Origin of the sequence: Alteromonas sp. ALT199 (genome assembly GCF_018619335.1) — a bacterium.
In the GTDB taxonomy this organism is placed as follows: Bacteria; Pseudomonadota; Gammaproteobacteria; order Enterobacterales; family Alteromonadaceae; genus Alteromonas.
The window spans coordinates 4,303-4,924 of the sequence record NZ_JAHHDX010000095.1 but is presented as its reverse complement, the minus strand read 5'-3'; the positions used below and the strand labels follow the sequence as shown (position 1 = coordinate 4,924).

The 622-nt window shown below is 47.9% G+C and carries 1 protein-coding gene; it reads right to left on the bottom strand.

Annotated features, from left to right (window positions below; translation table 11 throughout):
- The coding region (gene pepE / locus KL866_RS10820; protein ID WP_214994997.1) for a dipeptidase PepE at positions 1-621 on the bottom strand (621 nt) is incomplete at its 3' end.
- Position 622 lies beyond the last annotated feature (1 nt).

Genomic DNA, 622 nt, shown 5'->3' with positions numbered 1-622 from the left:
TTTTTCGCCGACTAAAGTAAGTTGGTTATCACAAAGACGTAACGCCGTGCCTTCACGGATAGCTACTACCGGCGTGGTTGGGTTTAGTGTAGTAAACTCTGCTAAACGCTGATCGCGGGTTTCGCCATTATGGCCAGGAGGCTGATAATCGGTGTAGTGCGGGTTCAACTGAAACGGCACGATATCTAGCGCATCAAAACTAGGCGGCTCAATAATAGGCATATCATTAGTGGTTCTAATTGATTCGCCACAGATATTCGAGCCCGCACTCCATCCAATATAAGGAGTGCAATCGGCGATGGCGTGCTTTATTGGCACAATAAGCGCGTTCGCATAAAGTGTTGAAAGCAGGTGAAAGGTGTTTCCACCACCTACAACAATGGCTTGGCCATTTTTCTTCGCATTGTTTACGGCGGCCACAGGGTCTTCTACTGTGTGTAGCCCAGTAACATTGCACTCTGGCAGGGCAGTTGCAACAGCATCAACATAACTGTCGTAGGATTGAGTTACAGCTGCGTAAGGAACAAATAGGAGGTCGCGAATTTCGCCTAAGTGTGCAAAAATAAGCGCTCTAGCGTGCTCTAAGTAAGCTTCGTCGCCTTGGCGAGAGCTACTTAGCATA